The organism is Microbispora rosea, from assembly GCF_044460045.1.
GTDB classification, from domain to species: Bacteria; Actinomycetota; Actinomycetes; order Streptosporangiales; family Streptosporangiaceae; genus Microbispora; species Microbispora rosea.
On the sequence record NZ_JBITJO010000002.1, the window covers coordinates 727,720 to 746,191 of the forward strand.

General features: G+C 72.7%; 15 protein-coding genes. 10 read left to right on the forward strand and 5 right to left on the reverse strand.

The window, feature by feature from the left end:
• Positions 1-9: 9 nt before the first annotated feature.
• Positions 10-861, reverse strand: a complete 852-nt coding sequence (locus ACIBK1_RS10670; RefSeq protein WP_396733970.1) for a Nif3-like dinuclear metal center hexameric protein — start codon at positions 859-861, stop codon at positions 10-12.
• Between the two features lie 83 nt (positions 862-944).
• On the opposite strand from ACIBK1_RS10670, the gene ACIBK1_RS10675 reads away from it, so the two are divergent.
• The 4 genes from ACIBK1_RS10675 to ACIBK1_RS10690 all read left to right on the forward strand — a co-directional run bounded on the left by ACIBK1_RS10675 (position 945) and on the right by ACIBK1_RS10690 (position 5,642).
• Positions 945-2,069 (forward strand): dipeptidase, encoded by a 1,125-nt coding sequence (locus tag ACIBK1_RS10675; RefSeq protein ID WP_231513705.1) that lies wholly within the window; start codon positions 945-947, stop codon positions 2,067-2,069.
• Between the two features lie 11 nt (positions 2,070-2,080).
• Positions 2,081-3,235 (forward strand): M20/M25/M40 family metallo-hydrolase, encoded by a 1,155-nt coding sequence (locus tag ACIBK1_RS10680; protein ID WP_051761257.1) that lies wholly within the window; start codon positions 2,081-2,083, stop codon positions 3,233-3,235.
• Entirely contained in the window at positions 3,232-4,062 is an 831-nt protein-coding gene (locus tag ACIBK1_RS10685) for a GNAT family N-acetyltransferase (protein ID WP_396733974.1), read from the forward strand. Before ACIBK1_RS10680 ends, ACIBK1_RS10685 begins: the two co-directional genes overlap by 4 nt.
• Positions 4,063-4,316: 254 nt before the next feature.
• A complete protein-coding gene (locus ACIBK1_RS10690) occupies positions 4,317-5,642 on the forward strand; it encodes a HAMP domain-containing sensor histidine kinase (protein ID WP_357317617.1) in 1,326 nt (441 codons plus the stop codon).
• Positions 5,643-5,650: 8 nt separating this feature from the next.
• Here the strand turns inward: ACIBK1_RS10690 and ACIBK1_RS10695 are convergent, their stop codons facing one another.
• Positions 5,651-7,306, reverse strand: coding sequence for a thiamine pyrophosphate-binding protein (locus ACIBK1_RS10695; protein WP_396733977.1), 1,656 nt, complete (start codon positions 7,304-7,306; stop codon positions 5,651-5,653).
• A gap of 96 nt (positions 7,307-7,402) precedes the next feature.
• Positions 7,403-8,368 (reverse strand): 2-hydroxyacid dehydrogenase, encoded by a 966-nt coding sequence (locus ACIBK1_RS10700; RefSeq protein WP_396733980.1) that lies wholly within the window; start codon positions 8,366-8,368, stop codon positions 7,403-7,405.
• A gap of 386 nt (positions 8,369-8,754) precedes the next feature.
• On the opposite strand from ACIBK1_RS10700, the gene ACIBK1_RS10705 reads away from it, so the two are divergent.
• The 5 genes from ACIBK1_RS10705 to ACIBK1_RS10725 are packed head-to-tail and all read left to right on the forward strand — an operon-like array spanning position 8,755 to position 14,424.
• Positions 8,755-10,590: an SCO2524 family protein gene (locus ACIBK1_RS10705; RefSeq protein ID WP_396733983.1), complete on the forward strand. Its 1,836-nt coding sequence runs from the start codon at positions 8,755-8,757 to the stop codon at positions 10,588-10,590.
• Between the two features lies 1 nt (position 10,591).
• Positions 10,592-11,506 carry an SCO2523 family variant P-loop protein gene (locus ACIBK1_RS10710; protein WP_030505539.1) on the forward strand — a complete coding sequence of 305 codons (915 nt, stop codon included), beginning with the start codon at positions 10,592-10,594 and terminating at the stop codon, positions 11,504-11,506.
• A complete protein-coding gene (locus ACIBK1_RS10715; protein ID WP_357317603.1) occupies positions 11,503-12,474 on the forward strand; it encodes an SCO2522 family protein in 972 nt (323 codons plus the stop codon). The genes ACIBK1_RS10710 and ACIBK1_RS10715 overlap by 4 nt, the downstream gene beginning before the upstream one ends.
• A 25-nt stretch (positions 12,475-12,499) precedes the next feature.
• Positions 12,500-13,441 carry an SCO2521 family protein gene (locus tag ACIBK1_RS10720; RefSeq protein ID WP_036404487.1) on the forward strand — a complete coding sequence of 314 codons (942 nt, stop codon included), beginning with the start codon at positions 12,500-12,502 and terminating at the stop codon, positions 13,439-13,441.
• 2 nt (positions 13,442-13,443) lie between these two features.
• Positions 13,444-14,424, forward strand: a complete 981-nt coding sequence (locus ACIBK1_RS10725) for a hypothetical protein (RefSeq protein ID WP_030505542.1) — start codon at positions 13,444-13,446, stop codon at positions 14,422-14,424.
• Here ACIBK1_RS10725 and ACIBK1_RS10730 read toward each other — a convergent pair.
• Positions 14,387-15,643, reverse strand: coding sequence for an NAD(P)/FAD-dependent oxidoreductase (locus ACIBK1_RS10730; protein ID WP_030505543.1), 1,257 nt, complete (start codon positions 15,641-15,643; stop codon positions 14,387-14,389). The two genes, ACIBK1_RS10725 and ACIBK1_RS10730, sit on opposite strands and share 38 nt — an antisense overlap.
• Before the next feature lie 410 nt (positions 15,644-16,053).
• Here ACIBK1_RS10730 and ACIBK1_RS10735 point away from each other — a divergent pair, with 410 nt between their 5' ends.
• Positions 16,054-16,845 (forward strand): SDR family NAD(P)-dependent oxidoreductase, encoded by a 792-nt coding sequence (locus ACIBK1_RS10735; RefSeq protein ID WP_030505544.1) that lies wholly within the window; start codon positions 16,054-16,056, stop codon positions 16,843-16,845.
• A 33-nt stretch (positions 16,846-16,878) separates the two neighbouring features.
• On the opposite strand, the gene ACIBK1_RS10740 is transcribed toward ACIBK1_RS10735, so the two are convergent.
• Positions 16,879-18,447: a glycoside hydrolase family 43 protein gene (locus ACIBK1_RS10740; RefSeq protein ID WP_396733987.1), complete on the reverse strand. Its 1,569-nt coding sequence runs from the start codon at positions 18,445-18,447 to the stop codon at positions 16,879-16,881.
• Positions 18,448-18,472 lie beyond the last annotated feature (25 nt).

An 18,472-nucleotide genomic window follows, 5' to 3' on the forward strand; every position in this document is an offset into this window, starting at 1 on the left:
CCAAATCCCTCAAGATGCTCGGGGGTCCAAGTCGGTGGTCGTCGCCGTCCAGGCGTCCGTGACGGCGTCTGAGACGCGCGCCTCAACAGTAATGCCCCTGGCCGCCAACGCTGACGTCAGCCGCCGGGCGGCGTCCGCCAGCCACGGCCATTCGGTGGCCCAGTGGGAGGCGTCGACGAGCGCCGGCCCGTCCGCCTCCATGTGCTCGCTCGCCGGGTGGTGCCGCAGATCCGCCGTGAGGAAGACGTCCACGCCCGCGGCCCTGGCCGTGCCCAGCAGGGAGTCGCCCGCGCCGCCGCAGACGGCGACGGTCCGCACCGGCCTGCCGGGATCCCCCGCGACCCGCAGCGGCCCCGCCGTACGGGGCAGGCCCGAGGCGGCCAGCGCCGCGAACTCCCGCAGTGGCATCGGGGCGGGCAGGTCCCCGATCCGGCCGAGCCCGCGCCGCGGGTCGTCGGCGGAGGGCTGGAGGGGCCGCAGGTCTCCGGTCAGGCCGACGGCCCGCGCGAGCGCGTCGGAGACCCCCGGGTCGGCGACGTCGGCGTTGGTGTGCGCGGCGTAGAGCGCGGCACCGCCGCGGATGAGCCGGTGCACGACCCGGCCCTTGAAGGTGGTGGCGGCGACGCTCGTGGTGCCGTGCAGATAGAGCGGGTGGTGGGTCACGACGAGGTCGGCCCCCCAGCCGAGTGCCTCGTCCACGACCACGGCGACCGGGTCGACCGCGAACAGGACCTTCCGTACGGCCTGCTCCGGGTCGCCGCAGACGAGGCCCACCGCGTCCCAGGACTCGGCCCACGAGGGGTCGTACAGCGCCTCCAGGCACTCGACCACCTCGGCGAGGGTGCAGGAGATCGATTCCACCCGCGCACACTACAGCCTGCTGGCGGAACGACCCGGGAAGAGTAACGTCCCCATTGACCCCGCCGTCAGGAAGGATCCCCAGCGTGCCCGTCGACACCATGCCCGTTGACCAGCAGAGCCTGCACGTCAGGTCCGTGGTCGCCGACACCCACAACGACCTGCTCATGGCCGTCTCCGCCCGGCCGCCCGCGATGTGGGCCTCGTTCTTCCGCGAGCGGTGGCTCCCCCAGCTCGTGGAGGGCGGGGTCGACGTGCAGGTGCTGCCCGTGTTCGTGGAGAGCCAGTTCCGCCCGGAGGGCGCGCTGCGCCAGACCCTGCGGATGATCGAGTGCGCCCACGTGCTGGCCGAGGGCAACCCCGACGCGGTGGCGCTGTGCCACGACGGGCGGCAGATCGACGAGGCCCTCGCCCTCGGCAGGATCGCCCTCGTGCCGGCCCTGGAGAGCATGCCGGGGATCGACGAGAGCGTCGAGCTGATCCCGGCCCTGCACCGCCTCGGGGTCCGCGTCGCCTCGATCGCCCACTGGGGCCGTACGGCTCTCGCCGACGGCAGCGGCCAGGACGGCACCGGCTCCAGGCTCACCAGCCACGGCGTCGAGGCGCTGCGCGAGATGGAGCGGCTCGGCATGCTCTTCGACATCTCGCACCTCGGCGCGACGGGAGTCGCGCACGTGCTGGAGATCGCGACCCGGCCCGTCATCGCGACCCACTCCTCCGCCCGCGCCCTGCGCGACCACCACAGGAACCTCACCGACGAGCAGCTCAGGGGCGTCGCCGCGGGCGGCGGCGTCGTCTGCGTGAACTTCCTCGCCGCGTTCCTCACCGAGGACGCCCGCTCGGCCACGATCGACCACCTCGTGGACCACATCGAGCACGTCGCGGGCGTCGCCGGCATCGACCACGTAGGCCTCGGCCCCGACTTCATGCGCGAGGTGAACGAGGACCTCACTCCGCCGTGCTGCGAGGGCTTCAGCTACTCCGGGATCGACTCGAACGCCGCCATTCCCGGGCTGGAGGGCCCGCGCGGCCTGCCGCTGGTGACCGACGCGCTGGTCAAGCGGGGCTTCTCCGAGGAGGAGATCCAGAAGATCCTGGGCGCCAACGTGATGCGCCTGTTCCGGGCAGAGCTGGGCCGCCCCGCTCATGAAAGGCCCGCGCATGAAGGGCCCGCCCGGGAACGGCCTGAGCCGGAACGGCCCCGGCGGTGAATCTGGAGGCCATGCTGGCCGACCTCGAGGAGCTGGTGCTCTGCGAGTCGTACTCCACCGACCACGAGGCGGTGGCGCGCAGCGCCCGCGTCGTGGGGGCGCTGGGCCGCAGGCTGCTGGGGGCCGAGCCGGAGACCCTGGTCGTCGGCGGGGTGACCCACCTGCGCTGGTCGTTCGGCCCGCCGCGGGTCCTGCTGCTGGGCCACCACGACACGGTCTGGCCGGTCGGCACGCTGCGCGAGCACCCGTGGTCGGTGCGGGACGGGGTGGCGCGGGGGCCGGGCGTGTTCGACATGAAGGCCGGCCTCGTGCAGCTCTTCCACGCGGTCGCCTCGCTGCCGTCCCCCGACGGGCTGACCGTGCTCGTCGTCGGGGACGAGGAGCTCGGCTCGCCGACCTCCCGCCCGCTGATCGAGTCGATCGCGTCGCGGTGCGCCGCCGCGTTCGTGCTGGAGGCCAGCGCGGACGGCGGTGCGCTGAAGACGGCGCGCAAGGGCATCTCGCGGTATGAGCTGACCGTGCACGGCCGGGCCGCGCACGCCGGTCTCGAACCCGAGCTGGGGGCCAACGCCGGCGTCGAGCTGGCCCACCAGGTGCTGGCCATCGCGGGCGTCGCGGCCCAGGTCGACTCGTCGTCCAGGGCGGGGGCGACGTCGGTGACCCCCACCATGCTGACGGCGGGGACGAGCACCAACACGGTGCCGGCCCTGGGCCGGGTGGCGGTCGACGTCCGCGTGCCGGACCGGGCGGCGCAGCGCCGGGTTGACGAGCTGATGCGCGCGCTGGCCCCGCGCACTCCCGGCGTCCGGCTGGAGCTGCGCGGCGGGCCGAACCGCCCGCCCCTCGACCCCGCCGCCTCCGCGGGGCTCTTCGAGGTCGCCGTACGGCTCGCCGCCGAGCTGGGCATGGCGCCGCTGCGCGGGGCGTCGGTCGGCGGCGGCTCGGACGGCAACTTCACCGCGGGCGCCGGCTGCCCGACACTCGACGGCCTCGGCGCGGTGGGCGGCGGCGCGCACGCCGCGGACGAGCACGTCCTGGCCGCCGAGATGCCGGTCCGCGCCCGCCTGGTCGCGGCGCTGACCGAGTACGTGCTGTCGGGCGGGCCGATCACCGGCGCCCATCCCGCACGGCGGGACATGAGACGGACCGCCGGGGATGCCGCGTGAACCCCTGCGGCCCCGCCGCCTGGGACCAGGCGGCCGGGGCGGCCGAGCGGCGCGGCCTGCGGGTCGCCGAGCTGCGCACGATCGCCGAGTTCGAGCGGGTGGTCCGGCTGTTCGACGGCATCTGGCGGCCGGAGCCGTGGAACCCGCCGATCACGGCGGAGCTGATGCGGGCGCTGTCGCACGCGGGCGGATACGTGTCCGGGGCGTTCGACGGCCGGGAACTCGTCGGTGCCGCGGTCGCCTTCCTCGCCGCGCCCGCGGGGCAGGCGCTGCACTCGCACGTGACCGGCGCCGTACGGCCCGGCGCCGGGTTCGCGCTCAAGCTGCACCAGCGGGCCTGGGCCCTGGAACGCGGGCTGAGCCGGATCACCTGGACCTTCGATCCCCTCGTGCGCCGCAACGCCCACTTCAACCTGGCCAAGCTGGCCGCCCTGCCGGAGGAGTACCTGCCCGACTTCTACGGCCCGATGCGCGACGCGGTCAACGCCGGCGACGAGTCCGACCGGGTCCTCGCGGTGTGGCGGCTGGACGACCCGCGGGTGGTGCGGGCGTGCGACGGCCTGCCGCACCGGCCCGCGGGTGCGGACGGCGCGGTGGCCGTGCTCACCGAGCGGGACGGGCTGCCGGTGGCCCTGCCCGCGGACGCCCCGGCCGTGCTCGTCGCCGTGCCCGCGGACATGGAGACCCTGCGCCGTACCGCCCCGGAGACGGCCAAGGCCTGGCGGCACGCCGTACGCGACGTGCTGGGCGGGCTGATGGCGCGGGGCCGACCGGTGACGGGCTTCGCCGGCGGCTGCTACGTCGTCGAACGGCACTCCCCCGGATGAGACAGCCGGGGTGAGCTCGCCGGGGTGAGACAGGGCGCGGTGAAACAGTCGCGGTGAGACGGGTCACGTGACCGGGCGCTGTGTAAGCGGCCGGACTGGGTAGGGATCGGACAGCGGCGTCCCGGCCACGGCGGCGATCTCCGGCAGAGGTAACGTGCCAGGTGAGCCGGGTGGGGACACCGGGCGGGGCCACGGGCCTCATAGATCATCTGATTACCGGGGGGAATCAGATGAGCAGGTGGCGGGGATCCTCGGTGCGGATCCGCTTGACGGTGCTGGCGAGCGCGGTGATGGCGCTGCTGTGCGCCGTTGCCGTGCTGCTGGTCTTCGGCGTGCTGCACGGAACCGCCGAACGCTACAAGATTGACGAGATCACCACCAACGCCGTACGCCTCGCCTACCAGGCCAAACGCGATCGACTGCCTCCGGTGCTGCTTGATCAGGGCGTCGCCGGCGTACAGGTGATCGATTACCGCGGCCGGATCGTCTCCGTCAGCGACACCCTGACCGGCCGCCCGCGCATGGCCGCGTTCCGGCCGGAGCTGACGACTCCGGAGACGAGCAAGATGCTGTGCGCCTCACCGGCGTTCCCGGACCGGTGCATGATCATCGTCGCGTTCCGCTTCCACAACACCGGCGGACTGTGGACGATCTACGCGGCCGACGACACCGTGCCGTGGTACGTCAGCGGCCCGCTGCTGGGGGCGCTCCTCGGCGGTTCGCTCCTGCTGGTCGCGCTCACCGCGCTCGGCACGTACCAGACGGTGCGCAAGGCGCTCGGCCCGGTGGAGGCGATCACGAGCAAGCTCGCCAGAATCACCGCGACCGACCTGAGCCAGCGCGTTCCGGTGCCGAAGTATCACGACGAGATCCGGCGGCTCGCCCAGACCGCCAACCAGACCTTGGACCGGGCGGAGGCGGCCGTCGAGAGGCAGCGGCGCTTCGCCTCCGACGCCTCGCACGACCTGCGCAGCCCGCTGACCGCGATGCGCACGGAGATCGAGGAGGCGTTGCTGCACAGCGACGACGCGGACTGGCCGGCCACCGGGCATGCCCTGCTGAGCAGCTGCGACCGCCTGCAGGCGCTCGTGACCGACATGCTCCAGCTCGCCCGGCTCGACGCCGGCGCGCCGCCCCGCTGCGAGCCCACCGACCTCGGCGGCCTCGCCGCCCGTGAGCTCGACCGCAGGTCGCGCAAGGTGGAGGTGGTGCGGCACCTGACGCCCGGCGTGGTCGTCGTCGGTGACCGGCTGGCCCTGGCGCGCCTGCTCAACAACCTCCTCGACAACGGCGAGCGGCACGCGGTGTCCAGGCTCACGGTCACCGTGCGGCGCGAGGACGGCAAGGGCATGCTTGAGGTGCTCGACGACGGCGCGGGCATCTCGCCCGACAAGCGCGAGCTGGTATTCCAGCGCTTCACCCGGCTCGACGCCGGCCGGTCCAAGGACGCCGGCGGCACCGGGCTCGGGCTGTCCATCGCCCGCCAGATCGCCCAGACGCACGGGGGGACGCTCACGCTCGAGGACAGCGACCAGGGTGCCCGCTTCGTGCTGCGGCTCCCGCTCGCGCCCGCCCGCTGACGGGCCGGTCAGTCGTCCTCGGGCACGACGATCACCGTGGGCACCGGGACGCGCAGGGCCTCGGCGACCGCCTCCTCCAGCTCCCCCGGCGTCTTGACGGAATGGCCCCGCGCGCCGTACGCGACGGCGAGTGCGGGGAAGTCCGGCGCGTGCAGGTCCACGGCGACCGGCCGCATGCCCCGCTCCCGCATCTCTTCGCGGATCTCCCCGAAGCCGCCGTTCGCGAAGACGACGACCGGCAGGCTCAGCTCCAGCTCTACCGCCGTCGCCAGCTCCTGCAGGCTGAACTGGAACGCCCCGTCGCCCGCCAGCGCCACCACGGGGAGGTGGGGCCGGCCGAGCTTGGCGCCGATGGCGGCCGGCAGCGCGAAGCCGAGTGTGCCGAACCCGGTCGGGAACAGGAACCGCCCGGGCGGGTCCATCGGCATGCCGACGAGCGCGCCGTGGTAGACGCACATCGAGTTGTCCCCCACCACGACGCTCTCCGGCGGCAGAGCCCGGCGCAGCGCCGCGAGCTGGTCCGACCATCTGCGGGTGAGCTCTTCGAGCTCCACCTCGTGGCCGGCGCCGGGATCCCGTTCCCGGCGGGGACGCGGCACGGCGCCCTGCCGGTCGAGCCGTTCGGCCAGCCCGCGCAGGGCAAGCTCCGCGTCCCCGACGATCGCCACGTCGGCCACGTGGTCGCCGTGCATCTGCCCCGGGTCGATGTCGACGCGCAGGAGGCGGCCGGAGAGGGTGAAGGTGTCGTCCCACAGGTCGGCGGGGCCCAGCTCGGTGCCCACGGCCAGCACGACGTCGCACGCGGCGAGCCACCGGCGGACGGCCGCCAGGTGCAGCGTGGTGCCGAGCGCCAGCGGGTGGCTCTCCGGCACCGCGCCCTTGCCGTTGACCGTGGTCACGACCCGTGCGCCGAGCCGTTCCGCCAGGCGCATCGCCAGGCGGCCCACCGGGGGCTCGTCCTCGCCCGGGGGCCGCTCACCCGGGCATTGGGCGCCGCCGCCGAGCACGAACCCCGGGCGACGCGCCGTGCGCAGCAGCCCGGCCGCCGCGTCGAGGGCCACCGGATCGGGCTCGCGGCGGGTGATCCGGTACGGCGGGACGGTCTTGACCGGACCCCGCAGGTCGAGCAGGTCGAAGGGGATCTCGATGTGGACCGGCCGGGGGCGTCCCTCGGCGAAGCGGCCGAAGGCGCGGGCGACGGCGGCGGGGATCTCCCGCACGGTCGTCACGCGGTGGCTCCAGGCGCACAGCGCGTCGATCGCCCGCGACTGGTCCCTGCTCTCGTGCAGGTAGCCGCGGCCGTCGCGGGGATGGCCGGTGGGGACGCCCGGGGACACGAGCAGGATCGGGGAGGAGTCGGAGTACGCCTGACCGAGGGCCGTGGCCGCGTTGACCACGCCGGGTCCCGTGGTGGTGACGACGACGCCCGGCCTGCCGGTCACCCTGGCATACCCGTCGGCGGCGTAGCCCGCGCCCTGCTCGTGCCGGGGCGTCACGCAGCGCACGCCCGATCGGTCGAGCTCCTCGTAGATCGCGAGGTTGTGGGTGCCCGGAATGCCGAAGATCGTGTCGACGCCGTGCAGCCTCAGCGCCTCGACCAGGGCGCGCGCCCCCGTGGGCGTCGTGATCGTCCCCACACGGGGGATCGGGTCATGGCCGTCCACGTATCACATCCCGGGAGAGTGGAGGGGTTTCCCTTGGGGTTTCCCAATTGGTTTCCCCCCTCCACGCGCCGCCCTACCGTTTCGCGTGCCGATTTTTCAGAAACGGGGCCGGGGACGCGTTCCCACTTCGTGCTCGTCCGATCCGCGGGTCAGCACATTCTCAATGGACTTCACCGCCTGGCGCACCATGCGGTGCATAGCCTCCGCGGTGTGGGAGGCGATGTGCCCGGTGACCAGGAGGCGGTCGGGGAAATCCCGCCGCAATTCGCCGGCCTCCTCGCATTCCCGGCCGTAGAAGCCATCGAAGACCGCCATGCTGACGCGGCCCTTCTCCAGGCCGGTGTAAAGGGCGCCGGGACTGACGATGGCCGGGCGGGCGGTGTTGACGAGGATGGCGCCCTCCGGCATCCGGCCGATCACCGACGAGTCGACCATCGACCTGGTCTCGCCCGTCTCCGGCACCATGACCACGAGGATGTCGCTGCTCGCGGCCAGGTCGAGCAGAGACAGATAGGAGATGCCGAGGTCCCGTTCGGCCTCCGGCTTGCGGGTGCGGCTGTAGTAGGACACGCGGACGCCGAAGCCCCGCCGCAGGATCTCCGCGATCCGCCGGCCGTTCGCGCCCATGCCGATGATGCCGACCTTGCGGGCGGCGAGTTCGTGGGGCAGTTCGTCGGAGCCCTGCCAGCCGGGGACCCGCTCGCCCAGGTGCCGGGGGATGCCCAGGTTGGCGTTGACGATCTGGGCGACCGTGAACGTGGCGACCGCGTCGGTGGCCGCCCCCCGCGTGTTCGTTACGGCGATGCCCAGCCGGTCGGCCGCCGCCACGTCGACGAAGTTCTCGTAGCCCACGCCGAGGAAGGCCACGACCTTCAGCGTCTTGTGCGCCTTGCGCAGGGCCCGCGCGGTCGCCCGCTCCTCGCCCCCGTGGAGATAGGCGACGGCTCCCCGCAGCTCGCGCGCCAGGAGGTCCTCGGTCAGCGGCGACGCGTGCCGCCGCACCGTGAGCCCCTGCCGGGCGAGCGGCTCCAGCAGCGCCGTGTCGATGCCGGCGCCGGTCACGAGGACCGTCCCACCCCTGAGCTCCGCTCCGGCCGCCGGCCGCGGCTGCGCGGGACGATAGTCCGTTATATCCCTTGGAGCCGCAGTTTGGGACATTTCAAATATCTCTCAGACTTAGGACATGAATGTCTGTTTTTCTCTGTGGTATCTCTCCAATCACGACAACCAGGCGGCGCATGAAATACCACGGATGGTCCAGGCGACGGAGCAGGAATCCAATGGTATAAGGGTTGTGGTGGTTCCGTCTCCACCTGAATCGGAAAAGGAAACCCCTAGGGAGGGTCTGAGGACCCCGGCCTCGTTCCCGCCCGGCCACACGAGCGGGCTTTTCTCCGCTGCGGCAGCACGGAGAGGGCGCGCACGGCGCAGCGCAGAGAGGGCCACGGATGAAAATCCAGCCGCGACAGCAGCTTCTGGAGCTGTGGGAGGCGGCCGCGCGCGCCTCCTACCGGGACGGTGTCTGGAACTGGGGAGGCCGCGACGGGTCGAACTCCATCTCGGACGCCGAACAGCTTCTGTGCTTCATGTACCCGGCCTCCGAACTGCCCGGCTTCCGCCTCGACACCCCGGACGAGACGGCCGACGACGTGCTGGCCACGCTCGCCGTCCTGGGCGACTCGGTGGAGATCCCCAAGCTGCTGCTGCGGGTGATCGGACAGTATCTGCGCACCTACACGGCCGAGGACGGGCGGCCCCTGTTCTCCGGCGGCAGCTACTTCCGGCCGCTGGACGACGAGGCGAAGGTCACCCCCGAGCAGCTCCAGCTCGACGTAGTCGACTCCTTCTCGATGTCGGTCACGCTCGCGCTCGGCACACTCGGCTTCCTGAAGGTCTTCCGCCAGAGCGTGCGGCGCGAGTCGATCCGCCGCGAGATCCGCGAACTGGAGGACCTGGCCAGCAAGCGGCTGTCGGCCGCGATGGCGGGCCTGCTGCGCAGCTTCACGGTCAACGCGTTCGACCCCGGCTCCACGGCGGGCCGCGCGCTGCTGCGCACCGTGAACCAGACCGGCGCGCCCACCCGCCGCGTGCTCGAGGACCTGCGGCGCGAGCTGCGGCCCGTACGGGCCGGCCTGCGCGACCTGACCATCGGCTCGGGCAGCCAGGTGGACCTGGACAACGAGAACCTGCTGTTCGAGTGCGGGTGGACGTGGGGCATCGTGAAGGACGCCCCCGACATCGTCACGCCGCTCGACATCGGCCCCCAGCCCATAGGCGTGGCCGCCGACACCCCGTTCCTGTACTTCACCGTCAACGCCCTCGTCGGCATCGCCGATCTGTTCTCCTCCCGCACCCGCGTCCTGAGCCTGCTCAACGACGACCAGATCACCCTCGCCCAGGCCATCCAGCGCCGCTGGGACCTCACCCAGTCCTACTGGCGCACCATCGCGACGTTCGGACGGGGCACGTGGCCGCTGGAGGACATCCCCTGGCGAACGGTCGACGAGAAGGAGTCGGACTACTACAGCCTCGGCGTCACCGCCATGGTGGTGCAGAGCCTGGTCAACAACCGGGCGGCCGACGTCGACCTCGGCCGGGTCGCCGCCGTGCTGGAGGAGCTGGCCATCCGCGCCAGGATCACCCGCAGGGCGGTGGCGGGCGACCCGCCCGTGCTCATGCACTCCCCCGGCGTCCCGATCAACCTGCACGGCAGCGACACGCTCGGCCCGCACCTGCTCTGGGTCGTCTCCGACTTCTCCATCACGCTGCTGAAACGCACCATCTGGGCCGCCTCCATCGCGCAGAACACGCGGATGCGCGAGCGGCTGGTCGCCCTCGCCGACCAGATCTGGCGGCACATCACGCTGCGCCGCCACACGGACGGCCCGGCCGCCGGCCTGTGGGACCAGCCGGGCAACGCCTTCACCGACATCCAGGTGCGCGACGAGGAGCCGTCCTGGTACTTCAGCGAGCGGGTCGTCGAGTTCCTCGTCTCCGCCGCGTCCTCCAGCGGGGAGCCGCCGCTGCGCAGCCCCCAGCTCGTCGAGCTCGCCCTCCAGATGCTCGGGGAGGCCGAGCACCTGCTCGACCAGGAGCTGGTCACCCGGCCGCTGGTGGGCGGCCAGACGATCCAGCCCAAGCTGCGCTCGATCCAGGCGTCGCTGCAGCGCGCCAGGGCGATCGTCAGCGACCGGCCGGCCACCGCCCAGGCGCTGATCAGCGACGCCCTGCTCGGGCTCGAACGGCTGTCCGCCGCCCGCGACAGCGCGTCGGAGGCGATCTGAATTGCTCGTCTTCGCGATCTCCGACAAGGGCGGGACCGGGCGCTCGGTCACCGGCACCAACATCGTGTACCGCCACGCCCTGCAGGGCAACGACGTGTGCTACCTGGACTTCGACTTCGGCTCGCCGACCGCGGGGGCCATCTTCAGCGTCAGCGCGGTGGCCCGCGGCACCCGGGAGAACGGCCTGCACCACTACCTGCGGGGCGAGTGCCCGCAGCCGCGGCGGGTGGACGTGTGGGCCGAGTCCGACCGCGAGGGGCTGCGCACCCGCCCGCCCGGCGCGGGGCGGCTCGTGCTGCTGCCGGGCAGCGAGGGCGGCGGCGAGCTGTCGGCCCTCACCGACGAGGTCGTCGGCCGCTGCGTCCAGTTGCTCGGGCGGCTGGACGAGGAGTTCGACCTCTGCATGATCGACGTCAGCGCGGGCCGGTCGTTCACCGCGGAGCTGGTCCTGGCGGCGACCGTGCGGATGCCCGCGATCCCGTTCCGGTGGCTCGTCTTCCACCGCTGGACGCGCCAGCACATCATCGCGGCCGACGGGCTCGTCACCGGCGCCGACGGGCTGCTCGACGTCGGCACCAGGTTCGGCCACGACACCGACGACCTGCGCGACCGCATCCGCTTCGTGCGCACGGCCGTGCTCGAACCGGACGCCGCGGAGCTCGTCGGGCTGCGCGACGAGCAGCGGGCCTGGCTGAGCGCGTGCGACAGCGAGCTGCGCGAGCTGGCCGGCCGCCACGGCGTCGGCCGCACCGCCATGCTCGGCAAGATCCCGCTGGACCCGGTCCTGCAGTGGCGCGAGCAGCTCATCACCGACGAGGACGTGCTGGCCAGCAAGATCGCCAACGCGGAGACCGCCACCGCGTTCGAGGATCTCGCCAAGAAGATCGTCGACGACAGCGCGTGGGAGGGCTTGTGACGCCGGTGCACGCGACGTTCGGCGAGGTGGCGGCCGAACGCAGGATCGCCTCCGTGCCCCTCTCCCATGTGTCCGTCGAGCTCGGGCACCTGTACATGGAGGACTACGAGGCGGGCCCCGACCGGCTGCGCGAGCAGTTCCGCAGGGTCGCGCCGTGGCTCGCCACGGTCCGCTCCCTGTGGCAGGAGCGGGTGCCGGGCGGCCGGGCCCGGGTGAGCACCTGCTTCCTCGTGGACGACTACTTCAGCCGCTTCAGCACCCCGGCCGAACTGGTCCCGATGGTCCTGGAGGCGGCGGCGGAACACGACCTGTCCATCGACTACCTGGCCCGCGAATCGGCCTGTGCCCAGTTCGAGGACGCGCGGTCGGGCGGCGTCGAGCTGGCCCGGCTGGTGGAGGACCGGCTCGTGGACGACCCGCCGCCGGAGACCGACGGCTCCCGCCCCCCGGTGAAGGAGACGGGCTGGCTGTGCAACGGCTCCCGCTCGCCCCGCACCGCGCCCATGCAGGCCATGGGGAAGACCCGGCCGTGGGAGCCGCCCGCGCAGAACGCCAAGCGCGGCCACTCGATTTTCGTGGACGTCGAGCTGTGGGACGAGAAGGGGCCGCGGCGCACCTGGTCGTGCCCCTTCCTCGCGGCCGTCTGGCAGCTCCTGCGGCTGGGGCTGCTGCGCAGCGACGGCCAGGTGCCGCTCCCGCCGGTCGCCCTGGACGGCGGCTGGCCCCGCGACTGGGACGGGCTGCCCGCGGTCGTCCGGCTCAACCCCCAGGCCGCGCCGTTCAGCGCGTACACCACGCTGTCCGTCCTCTCCCCCCGGTTCCTGCCCGTCGAGCTGGCCGTACGGACGATCCTGAGCCAGGTCGCGGTGGACGACGAGGTCCTGCGGCAGGTCGCCACCCGGAGTGAGAGCGAGGGAGTCCGGCTCGAAGAGGAGCTCGTCGACCGCATCTCCTACGTCTTCGTCTGAGGCTTTCGATTATGGGGGCGGCCCGATGCTGGTGATGGGGGAAGTCCACACCGGGCTGCTGCAGAACTCGGGGGAGATCTCCGAGTCGACGTGCCGTCAGGTGCTCGGACTCATGGCCGGGGAGACCGTGCGCGTCTCCCGCCGTCCCATCGTCCACGCGCTGTCGCCGGAGCGGCTGACCGGGGTGGACTGCGCGCTGCCCACCGCGTCCCGTTCCCGGGTCAGGGGCGTCGGCACGGTGGTGTCCCGCTGCGCGGTGACCGGAGGCCGGGTGGCCCAGGGATCCTCGTACGTCCGGGTGGTGCGCTCGGACGCCGACCGCAGGCTCCCCTGGTCGCACTACCTGGCCCGGCCGGGGGTCGTGGAGGTCCTGGGGAAGGCGAAGGCGGCCGACCTCGCCGAGGGGTTCACCGGCGACTCCGCGCCCGGCCGCCCCGACGGCGCCTGCCTCGATTTGGGGGCCGTCAGCGGTCGCTTCCTCGACCTCGTGCAGCAGTCCACGCTGCTGGACCGGCGGGCCCCCTTCAAGATCCCGCGTACGAGCCTGCGGTGGGTGGCCGAGACCGGCGAGCCGTCGATCCGCTTCACCCTGCACGCCGAGCAGGAGCGGACGCTGCGCCTGACGCATCCCGGCCCGTTCACCACCGCCGTGGTCGACCTGTGCGAGGACCTGGCGACGCACGACTGGCTGCTGACGTCGCTGCTGGTCATCGTCGAGCGGGCGCGGATCGGCGGGACTCCGGGAGCCCAGGCCGTGGCCCGCCTGGCACCGGCCATCGACCACCTCATGCACCTGTGGATGCCCGCCGCCCGGGTCGAGGAGTGGCTGACACCCTTCTGGGAGAGCCTGGAGCGGCGGCCGGGGTTCACCCGGCAGTGGCGCTCCCTGGTCGACCGGGTCCGCGACCAGGTCGCGATGAACACTTTGGCCCTGCTCAACGCGACCGCAGATGCCGGACGGAGGTGACCATGACCGGAGCGACACCCGAGCCTTCCCCGTCGCTCGTCCCGAGGATCGTGCGCAAGGTCCTCGTGACGGTGCTCGTGGGCGGCGTGAGCTATCTGGTGAGCAACGCGCTCATCCACGGACCGAACCAGGACCTGTGGAGCCTGCTGCTCGCGACGTTCATCAGCGGCGTCGTCTTCGTCGTGCAGTTCCTCGCCGACGTGGACGACCAGCTCGAGACCGTGCTGCAGGAGCAGCGCAGGCAGCACACGAAGACCCACAACCTGGTGGCCGACAGCTTCTCCAAGATCAACGAAGCGAGCAAGCTGTTCGGCGTCGTGGAGATGTCCGCGCTGGAGACCAGGGGGGTGGCCGAGCTGGTGCAGAACGCCGCCAAGATCCGTGACGACATGCCCGGCCTCGTCAAGAGCCTGGTGCACCACGAGGTCACCCGGATGGCGAAGTTCCTCGGCGAGCTGTCCGACGGCAGGTACGCGCTGTACGAGGGCGAGGACCGCGACTGGCTGCTCGCGCTCGCGCGCAACGCCCGGGTCAGTCTCGACGCGATCAGCCTGACCAGCGTGGACGCCCGCGACACCGAGTTCGAGGGCGGCTTCTGGCACACCGACCTCGGGCAGCGCTACGTCAAGCTGCAGCGCGACCTCGTCCAGCGTGGGGCGCGGGTGCGCCGGGTGTTCGTGGTGGATCGTTCCGAGCGGCTCGACTCCGAGGCGTTCCGCCGGGTGTGGAAGTGGCAGACCACGGTCGGGATCGAGGTGCGCACGCTCCTGCTCGCCGACGCGCCGCCCCTGCTGCGCGGTTCGCTGTCCGACTTCATCCTGTTCGACGGGGTCGTCTACTACGAGTCCAACCCCGCCCCGCAGGTCGGCGACGGCATCGCCCCCGTGATCCACAGCACGGTCCTCGTACAGGACCAGGAGAGGGTGCGCGAGCGGGCCGAGCGGTTCACCGAGCTGTGGGAGGCGGCGACACCGGCGGCGTAGACGAGGCCGGCGTAGCCGTTACCGGCGGCGCGGCCGGGGCGGACGGAGCCGGTGCGGGCGGGAAGGGGCGGTCGGGCCGGCAGACGGCGAGCAGCTCGCTCTCCCGGGCGCCGGCGGTCCCGCCGACGAGGGCCGCCACCAGCTCCGCCGTGACGGGCGCGAGCGTGACGCCGAGGCCGCTGTGACCGGTCGCCGCCACGACGCGGCCGTGGTCGTCCACGTGGCCGATGATGGGCATGTGGTCGGCGCTGCCCGGCCGCAGTCCGGCCCAGCGCCGGCCGATGGGCCAGGTGGCCGCCCTGGGCATCAGGGCGGCGACGCCCCGCCGGATCTCCTCGATCGCCGCGGCGGTCACCGTCACGTCCCCCACGTTCTCCTCGTAGGTGACGCCGACGGCCACCCTGCCGTCGTGCCGGGGGACGAGATAGGGGAAGTACTCCCGCCCGTCCTCCTTGATCTCCGCGAAGATGTGGTGGCGCAGCGGGTAGGTGCCGGCCCCGGGCGGGCGGACGTCGAAGGCCACGCCCTTGATGGGGAACAGGTGGTCGCGGTGGCTCGGCAGGAAGACCCCGCTCAGGTGGCCGGCCGCGACGACGGCCTGCTCCGCCGACACCCGGCGGCCGTCGTGGAGGTCCACCTCGACACCGCGCGGCCCGGTCCGCAGGCCGGTGGCGCGCACCGCGCTGAGCACCCGGATCGGCGTGTGCCCCGACAGCACGGCCGTCGCCAGGGCGGCCATGAGCACCCTCGGATCGAGCGCGAGCTCCTCGGGCAGCAGGAAACCGCCGACGACGCGCTCGCTCAGCAGCGGTTCGAGACTCCTGGCGTCGGCCGCGGTCAGCCGCTCGACGGCGAACGGCGAGTTCTTCCACTGCGGCAGCACCTTGGACTCCAGGCGCTCCATCTCGGCCTCGTCGAGCGCGACCTGGATGTCGCCGCCGTCCAGCACCGGGACCTCGACCCCGGAGTCGGCGCGGATCTCCTCCAGCCATCCCGGATAGGCGTCGCGGCTGCGTTTGATGACGCTGCTGAGCGGGCCGAGGCAGGAGGGCTCCGTCTGGGTCAGGATGCCGCCCATCGCGCCGTCGGAGGCGCCCAGCCCGAGACGCTGCCCCGCGTCCACGAGCACCACGCTCGTGCCGCGCGCGGCGAGCCTGTGCGCGATCGCGCAGCCGATCACGCCACCACCGATGATCACGACGTCGCAGGATTCAGGCACGCGGGCTCCAATTCGCCGTCCCCTCGCTTCGACAGTAGGCGAGGGAGGGCCGTTCATGAAGGTCATACACGGGTGACCTCGCCGAACTGTACCGCGCGGAAATCTTGGCGGCCGGGAAATCCGCCGAGTCGCGACACGGCGCCCCCTTTCCCAGTTATTGGATGAGTCGTACAATTGCGACGCCGGGAGGGAGGGCCGCAGGTCCGCCGCGCCGAAGACTGCCCTGACCAGGGGAAATGACGAGCTCGTCGCCGGCGGGAGAACCCCGGGGCGGCCGCGCGGACCCGCGAATCGGTGGCCAGGGCAAGAGAGCTTTGCGCCGATCTGGGCATGATGAACTCGGTCGGCCGCCGTCTTTGGCGGGCGATGGGCGTCTGGGATGAGCCGAAGGCTCAGGCGAGGGGAAACGCGTGCGGAAGACCGCCGTCGTCACGGGAGGAGCGTCGGGGATCGGGCTGGCCGTCGCCGCCGAGCTCGTACGGCGCGGCGTCCACGTGACGATCGCCGACGTCCGGGGGGCCGAGGACGCCGCCAGGGATCTCGGCTGCGCGGGCGTCGTGTGCGACGTCTCCGACGCGCAGGCCGTGCGGGATCTGGTCACCGGGGTGGCGGCCCGGCACGGGCGGCTCGACTTCCTGTTCAACAACGCCGGCATCGCGGTGGGCGGCCGTGCCGAGGAGCTCACACTCGACCACTGGAACCGGACGATCGACGTGAACCTGCGCGGGGTGGTCCACGGCGTGCACGCGGCGTACCCGCTCATGATCGAGCAGGGCTACGGGCACATCGTCAACACCGCGTCGCTGGCCGGGCTGGCCCCCGCGCCCATGATGCTGCCCTACACGGCGACCAAGCACGCCGTCGTCGGGCTGTCGCTCGCGCTGCGGGCCGAGGCGGCGGCGCAGGGCGTGAAGGTCAGCGTGGTGTGCCCCGGGTTCACCGACACCCCGTTGCTGGACAACGCCAACCCCGGGCTGCCGCAGACCGAGATCGGCCTGCGGGCCCGCACGACGGCCGTGCGGGCCCAGGGCCGCCTGTATCCCGTGGAGTCGCTCGCCCGCGACGTGCTGCGCGGCGTGGCCAGGAACCAGGCGCTCATCGTCGCGCCCGCGTCCGCCCGCGCCACCTGGCGGGCCGTACGGCTCTCGCCCGCCCTGGCGGTGCGGGCGGCCGGCTCCGCCTTCCGCCGCATCATGGGCTGAGTCGCGGCCGGAGGCGCCGGGGTCAGGGCCGGGTCACGGGCCGAGCGGCAGGTACTCGAACCAGTCGAACGCGGCGACGTTGGAGCTCGGGCGGCCGTTGGAGCTGGCGTACATGCCGACGTAGGCGCCGGTGAAGCCGCCGGCCACGGCGCTGCTGAGGATCCTGCCGTCCACCGGGTCGCCGAGGTCGGTCCACTCCCCCGCCGCCACGGCGTACCTGGCCTGGTAGGCCTGCCCGCGCGCCTCCACGCCGAGATACAGCCTCCGCTGGCCGGGCACCCGTACGGAGGCGAGCAGGTCGTCGCCGCCCGCCTTCCTGCGGACGAGTTCCAGGCCGCGCACGGTCCGTACGAGCAGCACGTGGTGGTCATCGTTCTGCACCAGCGCGAGACCGGCGCACTCCCCGGCCGCGGGCGTGAAGTCGAGCGCGGCGTGGACGGCGAAGTCCGTGTGCTGCTGTCTGCGGGCGACCAGGCTCGGGTTGACCCGCTGGGCCAGCGTCTCGGGCCGCAGCCGCAGCCGCAGGCGGCTGTCGCCGAGGCTCCAGTAGGACGTGCGCGGGGTGCGCAGGTGGTTCCAGACGGGCGAGAGCCGGTCGGCGTCGAAGTGGTCGCAGGCGGGGACGGCGGGCCAGCGGTGCTCGGGCAGCGCCGGTCCCGCGGCCACGGGCTCGACCTGCGCGGCGACCGGCCAGCCGTCCTCCCAGGAGATCCGGGTGAGGAACGTCTCCCTGCCCAGGTTGTCGCCCCTCAGGTTGCCGGCGCCGAGGTCGCCCGGGGTGCCGTACGGGCGCGTGGCCAGCAGCACCGTCCACCACTCGCCGTTCTGGGTCTCCACCAGGTCGGCGTGACCCGTGCAGGCTATGGGATGGCCGATGCCGAGATGCCTGTGGGTGAGGATCGGGTTGCGCGGGTTCGGCTCGTACGGCCCGGTGACGTGGTTGGCCCTGGCGACCACGACCGCGTGGTCGTACGACGTGCCGCCCTCCGAGGTCAGCAGGTAGTACCTGCCGCCGATCTTGTACAGGTGCGGTCCCTCGCACCACACCGCGCCCCGCTGGACGGCCTCCCAGACGACCCGCTCCTCGCCACGCGGCTCCAGCGTGGCCGGGTCGAGCTCCAGGAGGTAGACCTCTGTCTCGCCGGGATAGCGGGCCGCCTCCTTCTCCCTGGTGCCGGTGAACCAGAGCCGGCCGTCGTCGTCGAACAGCAGCGAGGGATCCATGCCGCGGGTGCCCGGCAGCCATCGGGGTTCGCTCCAGGGGCCTGCGGGGTCGTCGGCGGTGACGATGAAGTTGCCCCGCCCGTCCACGAGGGTCGTGACGACGTAGAAGACGCCGTCGTGATGCCGGATGGTGGCGGCGTAGACGCCCCCCGAGGGCCGCATGCCGTCCAGGTCGAGCTGAGACGGGCGGTCGAGCACGTGCCCGAGCTGCCGCCAGTTGACCAGGTCGCGGCTGTGGAAGACGGGGACGCCGGGGAACCACTCGAAGCTGGAGGTCACCAGGTAGTAGTCCTCGCCCACCCGGCACACCGATGGGTCGGGGTGGAATCCGGGGATGACGGGGTTCCGGTACTCCCACCCGTCGACTTCGTCGATCATTCGTCCCTTCCTCGAACGTGACAGG

Coding starts and splice junctions, on each gene's coding strand:
- ACIBK1_RS10680 (WP_051761257.1), top strand. CDS start 2,081: ATGCTGGCCGACCTCGAGGAGCTGGTGCTCTGCGAGTCGTACTCCACC.
- ACIBK1_RS10705 (WP_396733983.1), top strand. CDS start 8,755: ATGAAAATCCAGCCGCGACAGCAGCTTCTGGAGCTGTGGGAGGCGGCC.
- ACIBK1_RS10720 (WP_036404487.1), top strand. CDS start 12,500: ATGCTGGTGATGGGGGAAGTCCACACCGGGCTGCTGCAGAACTCGGGG.
- ACIBK1_RS10725 (WP_030505542.1), top strand. CDS start 13,444: ATGACCGGAGCGACACCCGAGCCTTCCCCGTCGCTCGTCCCGAGGATC.
- ACIBK1_RS10740 (WP_396733987.1), bottom strand. CDS start 18,447: ATGATCGACGAAGTCGACGGGTGGGAGTACCGGAACCCCGTCATCCCC.